This window comes from Clavibacter sp. MX14-G9D, assembly GCF_032917815.1.
Classification (GTDB): Bacteria; Actinomycetota; Actinomycetes; order Actinomycetales; family Microbacteriaceae; genus Clavibacter; species Clavibacter michiganensis_K.
In genome coordinates this window covers 1-9,458 of sequence record NZ_JAVCVL010000102.1, presented here as the reverse complement: position 1 = coordinate 9,458, position 9,458 = coordinate 1, and the positions used below count along the sequence as shown (strand labels likewise).

Sequence of the window (9,458 nt, the reverse complement as noted above, 5' to 3'; positions counted from 1 at the left end):
CTCCAGCTCGTCGACGAGGAGGTCCTCGCGGAGGAAGTGGCGGAGGCGGTAGCCCGCGCGGCCGACCATGTGCGCTGAGATGGGCGCCGTCAGCATCTGGAAGAGGAGGACGGGGACGAGCATCATCGCGGTGCTGAGGCTCTGCGACTGCAGGGCGAGGGCGAGGAGCACCAGGATCACGCCGAGGATCTGCGGCTTGGTCGCCGCGTGCATGCGCGCCAGCGGGTCCGGGAAGCGCAGCAGGCCCACGCCCGCCGCGACCGAGAGGACGCCGCCCAGGATCAGCAGCACCAGGCTCACGAGGTCGAGGGCGTCGGCGAGCGGGCCGGAGACGAGGAGGTCGTTCACGACGGGTCCTGCTTCGAGACGTAGCGGGCGACGGCGACCGTGGCGAGGAACGCCGTCATGGCGAGCACGAGCATGACGGGGACCGTGCGCGTGTGGCCGTTGTAGATCATCTCGGCGCCCAGCACGCAGATGAGCGTGGTGAGGAGCACGTCGGACGCGATGATGCGGTCGAGGATGCTCGGGCCGCGGACGATGCGGACGACGGCCATGACGGCCGCGGCGAAGAACAGCGCGCCGACCACGACGTAGCCGACCTGCATGACGACGCTCATGAGAGCTCCTCCCCCGTGGTCGTGATGAGTCCGGCCTCCAGGTCGCGATCGCGGACGAGCTCGTGCGCCCGCTGCCTCCGGCTCTGCAGGAGCGGCTCGCGGCCGGACTCCCGGCGCTCGCGGTTGATCCGCCAGATGTCGTCGGCCGTGCCGAGCGTGTACACGATGCGGCTCTCCACCCGCAGGGTGTTCTCGCGCACGCGCTCCACGTCCTCCGGGGTCGGCGTGCCGAGGGCGTGCAGGTACAGGATCGAGCGCTCGCGGTCGGCCTCCACCACGATCGAGCCGGGGACGAGCGAGACCACCTCGGCCGTGAGCGTCATCACGAAGTCGCTGCGCGTGTGGAGGTGCACGGCGATGACCGCGTTGACGGGGACGCGGCGCCAGTCGAAGGCCTGCGCGGCCACCTGGAAGGAGGCGCGCACCAGGTCGACGGCGAAGTGGCCGAGCAGGATGAACGCCCACCGGATGTCGAACCGGCCGGACAGCTCCACGGGCGGCAGGTAGAACACGCGCGTCACCAGGAGCGCGAGGACGATGCCGGTGACCACCGAGATGACCGTGACGTGGCCCCAGAGGAGCAGCCACAGGATCACGAGCCACACCAGGAGGGGCAGCTGCACGAGCAGGGTCAGCCGCTCGGCCCGCGCGCGGGCGCGACGCGGCGTCATCGGACGCCTCCCGGGAACACGGTCTCGACGTAGCCCTGCTCGCCGGAGCCGTTGCCGGACCCGGGACCGGTGAGGCTCTCCCCCGCGCGCTCGGCGAGCGCGTAGACGGGGCCGGCGAAGACGGTGAGGGCGACGCTGACGACGACCATGCCCGCCGTCGCGCCCGTCATGAGCACGGGGGTCTTCCGCACCGTCGTGACGGCCTCGCCGCCGGGGCGCTCGGAGAGCTGGTCGAGCAGCGGGGACTCGTAGTCCTCCACCTCCTCGGCGCCGCGCCAGAACGCCATGTTCCAGACGCGGGCGAGGGCGTAGAGCGTGAGGAGGCTGGTGGCTGCCCCCGCGGCGATGACCGCGTAGGTGAGCCAGCCGCCGACCTCGGCGCCCGAGTCGAAGAGCGCGACCTTGCCGATGAAGCCGGAGAAGGGCGGGATGCCGCCGAGGTTCAGCGCCGGGATGAAGAAGAGGATCGCCATGACCGGCGCCGCCTTCAGCAGGCCGCCGAGGCGGTTGATGGACGTGCTGCCGCCCGTGCGCTCGATGAGCCCGGACGCGAGGAAGAGCGTCGTCTGCACCACGATGTGGTGGATCACGTAGTAGATGGTCGCCGTCATGCCCGCGACGGTGTTGAGCGCGATGCCGAAGATCATGTAGCCGATGTGGCTCACGAGCGTGAACGACAGCAGCCTCTTGATGTCGGCCTGCGCGACCGCGCCGAGGATGCCGATGACCATCGTCAGCGCCGCGACCACCATGAGCGCCGTGGACAGCTGGTCGGTGGGGAACATGACCGTCTCCGTGCGGAGGATCGCGTAGACGCCGACCTTCGTGAGCAGACCCGCGAACACCGCCGTGACGGGCGCCGGCGCCGTCGGGTAGGAGTCCGGCAGCCAGAACGACAGCGGGAAGACCGCCGCCTTGATGCCGAAGGCGACCAGCAGCATGATGTGCAGGATCAGCTGCACGTCCGGCGGGATCTCGTCGAGCCGGACCGAGATCTGGGCGATGTTCACCGTGCCGAGGGCGCCGTAGATCATCGCGATCGAGGCGAGGAACAGCATCGACGAGACCAGGCTGACGACGATGTACGTGACGCCCGCGCGGATGCGCGCCTCCGTGCCGCCGAGGGTGAGGAGCACGTAGCTCGCCACCAGCAGGATCTCGAACCCGACGTAGAGGTTGAACAGGTCGCCCGCGACGAACGCGTTGAAGACGCCCGCGGCGAGGATGAGGTAGGTCGGGTTGTAGATGGAGACCGGCGTCTCGCCGTCGCCGTCCTCGAGGCCCTGGCCGATGGAGAACATGAGGACCGCGAGCAGCACGATCGACGAGATCAGCAGCATGAGCGCGGAGAGGCGGTCGACGACGAGCACGATGCCGAACGGCGCCGCCCACCCGCCGACCTCGACGGACTGGCCGCCCTGCTGGTCGACCAGCACGAGGAGCACGGCGCTGATCGCCACGACGATCACGAGCGCCAGCACGGAGACCGCAACCTGGAGGCGGCGCTGACGCGCGGCGACGAGCGCGGCGGCCGCGCCGAGGAGGGGCACCAGGACGACGAGCGGGATGAGGGACTGGAACACGGTCACTTCGCCTCGCCCCCGTCCGTCGCGCCGCGGTCGTCCCGCTCCGCGCGGATGGTGCGGAAGTCGCGGTGGTCGTCGTCGTCGGCGGAGTCGTCGATGGCTTCTTCCAGATCGGATCGGTTGTCGCGCAGCTGCCGGGCGGAGGCGATGGCCGCCTCCGCGTTGGTGCCGAACTCGGTGTCGTCGTCGTCCGGCACGGTCGGCTCCTCGCCGAGGCCCGTGCGCGGGCCGCGCATCGCGAGGTCGTCCTCGTCGTCCGTGACGACGTCGGCGTTGGCGAGGCGCCAGGAGCGGTAGATGAGCGCCATGAGGAAGGCGGAGACGCCGAAGGTGATGACGATGGCGGTGAGGATGAGCGCCTGCGGCAGCGGGTCCGCGTACTCCGACGGGTCCACGTCCTCGTCGTAGATGGGCGCGAGTCCCACCCGCCCGGACATGATGAGGATGAGGATGTTGGTCGCGTTGCCGACGAGCAGGAACCCGAGGAGCACGCGCGTCATGCTGCGCTCGAGCATGAGGTAGATGCCCGTCGCGTACAGCGCGGCCATGATCACGATGAGGGTGACGGAGACGCTCACACGCTCACCCCCTGCTCGGTCTCGATGCCGTCCGCTCCCTGCTCGACCGTGCGGTCGCTCTCCTCCTGGCGGTCGACCTCCGCGCCGAGGCTGCGGAGCACGTCGAGCGTGAGGCCGACGACGACGAGGTAGACGCCGACGTCGAAGAAGGTGCTGGTGACGAACTCGACGTGCCCGATGAGGGGCACCTCGGTGTCGATCCAGGTGGAGGTGAGGGCGTCGGCGCCGAAGACGAGGGGCACGGCCGCGGTGCCGACCGCGAACACGAGGCCCGTGCCGAGCACGCGTCCGGCGTCGACGGGGGCTGCCGCGCCGAGCTCGTAGCGGCCGCCGGCGAGGTACCGGGCGACGAGGGCCATGCCCGCGAGGAGACCGCCGGCGAAGCCGCCGCCCGGCAGGTTGTGGCCGGCGAAGAGCAGGTAGACGGAGACGACGATGAGGCTGTGGAAGAGGAGGCGCACGACGACCTCGAGGAGGATCGACCGGTTCTGGGGCGCGAGCGTGCGCCCCGCGAGGAGCCAGGGGCTGCGCTCCGAGCGCCGGCTGTCCTTCAGCGCCTGGCGGGCCTCCATGCGGGGTCCGTCGGCGCCCTGCTCGACCTCGAGCGGAGCGGCGTCCGGGTCGCGCCGGCCGGAGAGCCGGGCGAGGAGGCTGCGGCGCGACGGCGCCGTGAGCCGGGGCAGCGAGTCGGTGCGGCGGTTCAGGAAGATGAGGCTCGCGACGCCCGTGGCCGCCACGATGAGCACGGAGATCTCGCCCATGGTGTCCCAGCCGCGCAGGTCGACGAGCGTGACGTTGACGACGTTGCTGCCGTGGCCCTGCTCGTAGGCGAGGCGCGGGAACTCCAGCGAGATGGGCGTCGCCACGCGGGCGCCGAGCGCCACGACCGCCACCGTGGACATCAGCACGGCGACCGCGATGCCGATCGACGCGCGCCAGACGGGGTGCACGGAGCGGTTGCGCTCCCCCAGCCGCACGGGGAGGCGGCGGAGGACGAGCACGAACGCGACCAGCGTGATCGTCTCGATGAGCACCTGCGTGAGCGCCAGGTCGGGGGCGCCGTGGAGCGCGAAGAGCGCGGCCATGCCGTACCCGGTGACGCCGACGAGGACGACCGCCTGGAACCGCTTGCCGGCGCGGGCGGCGGCGATGGCCGCCACGATCATCACGATGCCGATGACGGGCTGCGCGGGGTGGTCGAAGGGCACCGCGGTGGTCGGCCAGGACCGGTTGAGCGCGAGCGCGGAGCCGACGGAGCCGATGAGCACGAGCAGGATGACGCCCAGGTAGAAGGGCAGCGAGCCGCGCTGCGTCGTGGCGGTGGTGCGCGCCGCGACCCGGTCGATGAGGCGCATGGAGGCCCAGTAGATGCGCGCGGCGTCGATCCACGACGGCACGCGCGACTGCAGCGCGAAGACGCCGTCGCGGAGGCGGAACATCGCGAGGCCGACCACGAGCGTGCCGGCCGAGATGAGCAGCGCGGGCTCCAGACCGTGCCAGAGGGCCAGGTGGTAGGTGTGGTCCGGCTCCCCGGAGGCGCCAGCGCTCACGGCGGGCAGCGTGTCCGCGTACCCGGCGATCCAGCCGTCGACGGACGACGCGAGGAACCCGAGCACCAGGCCGGTCGCGGCGAGCACGGCGGGCGGCACGAGGAAGTCGAGGTGCTCGTGCACCGGCTGGACCTCGTCCACCCCGCGCTTGCGGGCGAAGGCGCCCCACATGAAGCGCGCGCTGTAGGCGACCGTGAGGCACGAGCCGACGGAGACGCCCACGAGCGCGACCCAGCCGAGGCCGCCGCCGAGCTCGGCGTCGAGGAGGAGCGCCGACAGCACGGCCTCCTTGGCGACGAAGCCGAGGAACGGCGGGAGCCCCGCCATGCTGGCGAGGGCGAGCGCCGTGATGACCGCGAGGACCGGCGCCTTGCGGCCGAGCCCGCTGATCTTGCGGAGGTCGCGGGTGCCGGCGCGGTGGTCCACCACGCCCACGACGAGGAACAGGGTGGCCTTGAACAGCGCGTGCGCGAGGAGGAGGGCGACGCCCGCGAGGGCCGCGTCGCGCGTTCCGTAGCCCACCACGACGGTGAGGAACCCCAGCTGGCTCACCGTGCCGTAGGCGAGGACGAGCTTCAGGTCCATCTGCTTCAGGGCGCGCCAGCCGCCGACCAGCATGGTCGCGACGCCCAGGACGACGAGGAGCACGCGCCAGCCCGGCACGTCCGCGTAGCCCGGCGCCAGGCGCGCGATGAGGTAGATGCCCGCCTTCACCATCGCGGCGGCGTGCAGGTACGCGCTCACGGGGGTGGGCGCGGCCATGGCGGCCGGGAGCCAGAAGTGGAAGGGCACGAGGGCCGACTTCGACAGGGCGCCGAGGAGGACCAGCACGACCGCGACGGGGATCAGCGGGCCGCCCGGCGGGTCCGCCACGAGCGACGCGAGGCTCGTCGTGCCGCCCGCGACCGAGAGGATGACGAGCCCGACGAGCATCGCCAGCCCGCCCGCCGTGGTGACGAGGAGCGCCTGCAGGGCCGCGCCTCGGCTCGCCTTCTTGCCCGTGTAGTGGCCGATGAGCAGGTAGGAGAGGACGCTCGTGGCCTCCCAGAAGGTGAAGAGCACGAAGACGTCGTCGGCGAGGACCAGGCCGTACATGACGCCGGCGAACGCCAGCAGGAGCCCGGCGAACCGCCCCAGCCCCTCCTCCGAGGAGCGGAAGTAGCGCGCGCAGTAGAGGAGCACGAGCGCGCCGACGCCCGTGACGACGAGCGCCAGCAGCCACGACAGCGCGTCCATCCGCATGTCGAGCGTGATGCCGAGCGACGGGATCCAGGTGACGCGCTCGACGACCTCGCCGTCCGGCAGCACCGCGGGCGCCTGCGCCACCGTGTAGGCGAAGGCCGCGGCCGGCACGAGGGCGGCGACGAGGAAGGCCCGGACGCCCATGACGCGGGCGAGGAACGGGACGGCGACGGACGCGAGCAGGAACACCGAGAGGAGGACGAGCACGTGCGGTCTCCTCTCGCGAGTCGGCTGATGCCCCAGTCTACCTGGGCTCTACCTGGGAGTCCGGGGACGGGTGCGTCAGCGGGACAGGACGGCGGGGTCGCCGCGCAGGTCCGCGAGCACCTGCAGCACGCGCGCCACGTCGTGCGGGCCGTCGACGCGGAAGTCCGCCGCGGTCGCGCCCGTGCCGCTCTTCAGGCCGAGGTCGCCGGCCTGGAGCGCGGCGAAGGCGTCCTCGTCGGTGACGTCGTCGCCCGCGTAGAAGACGGCCGTGGCCTCCGCGTAGCGGCGCAGGTGCTCCACCGCCTCGCCCTTGGTGGCCTGCCGGATGCTGAACTCCAGCACGTCCTTGCCGGAGCGCACCTTGAGGCCGTCGACCTCGGCGTGCGCCTCCTGCGTCGCGACGAGGTGCGCGATGCGGCTGTGGCGCTCGGTCGCGAGACGGGTGTGCAGGGCGAAGCCCGCGGGCTTCTCCTCGATCCAGACCTCGTCGAGCGAGTCGGCGACCTGGCCGAGCACGTCGGAGAGGACCCCGCGCTGCTCGAGCTCGTCGGCGTCGAGCACGAGCTCGATGTCGTCGCTGTCGAGGCGGATCTCGACGCCGTGCGAGCCCACCAGCAGCACCTCGTCCGGCAGGTCGGCGACGGCCTCGAGGCTCCGCAGCGCCCGGCCGGAGACGAGCGCGACGCGCGTGTCCGGGAGCGCGAGCAGCGCGAGCACGGCGGCGCGGGCCTCGGGAACGGCGCGCGCCTTCTCGGGATCGTCGACCTCGGGCGCGAGCGTGCCGTCGAAGTCGAGGGCCACCAGGAGCCGCGGCGTGCGCGCCAGCTCCGTGAGCGCCTCGAACAGGCGGCCGGGGAAGCCGCGGCCGCCCTTGGCCTGGATGTCGGTGTCGACCTCGACCACGCGCGCTACCAGCCCTCGTCCATGAGCGGCTCGACGACCTCTTCGTCGGGTCCCTCGTGGATGGAGGCGGCGTGCGTGCGCCCGAGGTCGGCGAGGAACGAGCTCGACCATGCGGCCACGTCGTTCTCGAAGACGCGCTTGCGGAGCGAGCGCATGCGCTTGCGCTGCTCGGCGACCGGCATCTCGATGGCGCGGAGGATCGACTCCTTGAGCCCCTCGATGTCGTGCGGGTTCACGAGGAGCGCGGCCTTCAGCTCGTCCGCGGCGCCCGCGAACTCGCTCAGCACCAGGACGCCCTGGTCGGAGTGCTTCGTCGCGACGTACTCCTTGGCGACGAGGTTCATGCCGTCGCGGAGCGCCGTGACGAGCATCACGTCGGCCGCGAGGCACAGCGCGACCATCTCCTCCTTGGGGTACCCGTGGTGCAGGTAGCTGATGGCCGTGTGGCTGATGGAGCCGTAGTCGCCGTTGATGCGGCCGACCGTGAGCTCGATCTCGTCCCGCAGCTGCCGGTACGTCTCGACGCGCTCGCGGCTGGGGCTCGCGACCTGCACGAGGGTCGCGTCCTCGACCTTGACGCGCCCCTCGGCGAGCAGCTCCCCGAAGGCCTTGAGGCGGTGCCCGATGCCCTTCGTGTAGTCGAGCCGGTCGACGCCGAGGAGGATCGTCCGCGGGTTGCCGAGGTCGGCGCGGATCTGACGCGCGCGCTCCTGGATGGCCGGGTCCTTGGCCATCTCCTCGTAGCTCCGCGCGTCGATGGAGATGGGGTAGTGCTTGGCGACGACGGGCCGGGTGCGGAGCTCGCGAACGGGCTTCGACGGCTTCGTGCCGGGGACCGTGAGCGCCACGCCGCCGCGCACGGGCACGTCGACCGTGGATCCGCGGGTCGTGTACCCGAACAGCCGTCGGACGGCGCGCGTGAAGTTGCCTGCGTCGGCCACGCGCTGGAAGCCGATGACGTCGGCCCCGAGGAGGCCCTCGATGATCTGGGTGCGCCACGGGAGCTGCGAGTAGATGCCGTAGGGCGGGAACGGGATGTGGTTGAAGAAGCCGATGGTGAGGTCGGGGCGCTTCTCGCGCAGCATCCTCGGGACGAGCTGCAGCTGGTAGTCCTGCACCCAGACCGTCGCCCCGGGCGCTGCGGCGAGCGCGGCGGCGTCGGCGAAGCGCTGGTTGACCGTGACGTAGGTGTCCCACCACTCGCGGTGGTAGCTCGGCTGCGCGATGACGTCGTGGTACAGCGGCCACAGGGTGTCGTTCGAGAAGCCCTCGTAGTACTCGGCGAGGTCCTGCTCGGAGAGCGTGACGGGGATGATCGAGATGCCGTCGTCGACGAAGGGCTCCACGTCGTGGTCCGCGATGCCGGGCCAGCCGATCCACGCGCCCTCGTTGGCGCGCATGACGGGCTCGAGCGCCGTGACCAGGCCGCCCGGCGAGTGGCGCCAGGAGGTGGTGCCGTCGGCGGCGACGACGCGGTCGACGGGGAGGCGGTTCGACACGACGACGAGGTCGTAGGTGCCGGGCTCGACCTCGTCGGCGCCGGCGTCCGCCGTCGTCGGCTCGGTCGCGGAGGAGGTGGATGAGGGTGGCGGAGTCACGGTTCCCGTCTCGGTCGCGCAGAGCTGCGTGGTGCCTGCTCGGCTGTCCGAGGCTACCAGTCCGGTCGTCGTCCGACAGGGGGCGGCGGACGGCCCGTGACCGCCCGCGTCACATGCGGAGCACCGCCCGCGCCGCGTCGTGCAGGGCGTCCCCGTAGGCCGGTCCGTGCGATGCGGCGTGCACGGCCAGCGGGTGGAGCTGGTGCAGCGGGACGCGGGAGCGCCAGCCCGCGGCGAGGGCCCCGGTGTCCGCGTAGGCGCCGAGGAGGTCCTCGAGCCCGGGGCAGCCGAAGAGCGCGAGCATGGCCAGGTCGGTCTCCCGGTGGCCGCCGTGCGCGGCCGGGTCGATGAGGACCGCGCCCGTCGCCGTCCACTGCACGTTCCCCGACCAGAGGTCGCCGTGGATGCGGGCGGGCGGCCGCCCGTCGTCGAACCGGCCGTCGGCGCACGCGGCACAGGCGCGCTCCACGTCGGCCGCCTGCGCCGGGGTCGCGTGCCCGGCG

General features: G+C 72.2%; 9 protein-coding genes. All 9 read right to left on the bottom strand.

Annotated elements, in window-relative coordinates:
• A partial coding sequence (mnhG, locus tag Q6969_RS09495) for a monovalent cation/H(+) antiporter subunit G (protein WP_317230215.1) occupies positions 1–348 on the bottom strand: 348 nt, incomplete at its 3' end.
• Positions 345–620, bottom strand: coding sequence for a monovalent cation/H+ antiporter complex subunit F (locus Q6969_RS09490; protein ID WP_094115421.1), 276 nt, complete (start codon positions 618–620; stop codon positions 345–347). The genes Q6969_RS09490 and mnhG, both read right to left, overlap by 4 nt.
• A complete protein-coding gene (locus tag Q6969_RS09485) occupies positions 617–1,291 on the bottom strand; it encodes a Na+/H+ antiporter subunit E (RefSeq protein ID WP_317230214.1) in 675 nt (224 codons plus the stop codon). Before Q6969_RS09485 ends, Q6969_RS09490 begins: the two co-directional genes overlap by 4 nt.
• Positions 1,288–2,880 (bottom strand): Na+/H+ antiporter subunit D, encoded by a 1,593-nt coding sequence (locus Q6969_RS09480; protein WP_317230213.1) that lies wholly within the window; start codon positions 2,878–2,880, stop codon positions 1,288–1,290. Before Q6969_RS09480 ends, Q6969_RS09485 begins: the two co-directional genes overlap by 4 nt.
• Positions 2,877–3,455: a Na(+)/H(+) antiporter subunit C gene (locus tag Q6969_RS09475; RefSeq protein ID WP_104343218.1), complete on the bottom strand. Its 579-nt coding sequence runs from the start codon at positions 3,453–3,455 to the stop codon at positions 2,877–2,879. The genes Q6969_RS09480 and Q6969_RS09475 overlap by 4 nt, the downstream gene beginning before the upstream one ends.
• Positions 3,452–6,454, bottom strand: a complete 3,003-nt coding sequence (locus Q6969_RS09470; protein ID WP_317230212.1) for a Na+/H+ antiporter subunit A — start codon at positions 6,452–6,454, stop codon at positions 3,452–3,454. Before Q6969_RS09470 ends, Q6969_RS09475 begins: the two co-directional genes overlap by 4 nt.
• A gap of 75 nt (positions 6,455–6,529) precedes the next feature.
• Complete coding sequence (otsB, locus tag Q6969_RS09465) at positions 6,530–7,357, bottom strand: trehalose-phosphatase (protein WP_317230211.1); 828 nt, start codon at positions 7,355–7,357, stop codon at positions 6,530–6,532.
• A gap of 5 nt (positions 7,358–7,362) precedes the next feature.
• Positions 7,363–8,955, bottom strand: a complete 1,593-nt coding sequence (locus tag Q6969_RS09460; RefSeq protein WP_317230210.1) for a trehalose-6-phosphate synthase — start codon at positions 8,953–8,955, stop codon at positions 7,363–7,365.
• 109 nt (positions 8,956–9,064) lie between these two features.
• Positions 9,065–9,458, bottom strand: a 394-nt coding sequence (locus Q6969_RS09455; RefSeq protein WP_317230209.1) for a fructosamine kinase family protein, incomplete at its 5' end; no start/stop codon positions are given.

Coding starts and splice junctions, on each gene's coding strand:
- Q6969_RS09490 (WP_094115421.1), bottom strand. CDS start 620: ATGAGCGTCGTCATGCAGGTCGGCTACGTCGTGGTCGGCGCGCTGTTC.
- Q6969_RS09485 (WP_317230214.1), bottom strand. CDS start 1,291: ATGACGCCGCGTCGCGCCCGCGCGCGGGCCGAGCGGCTGACCCTGCTC.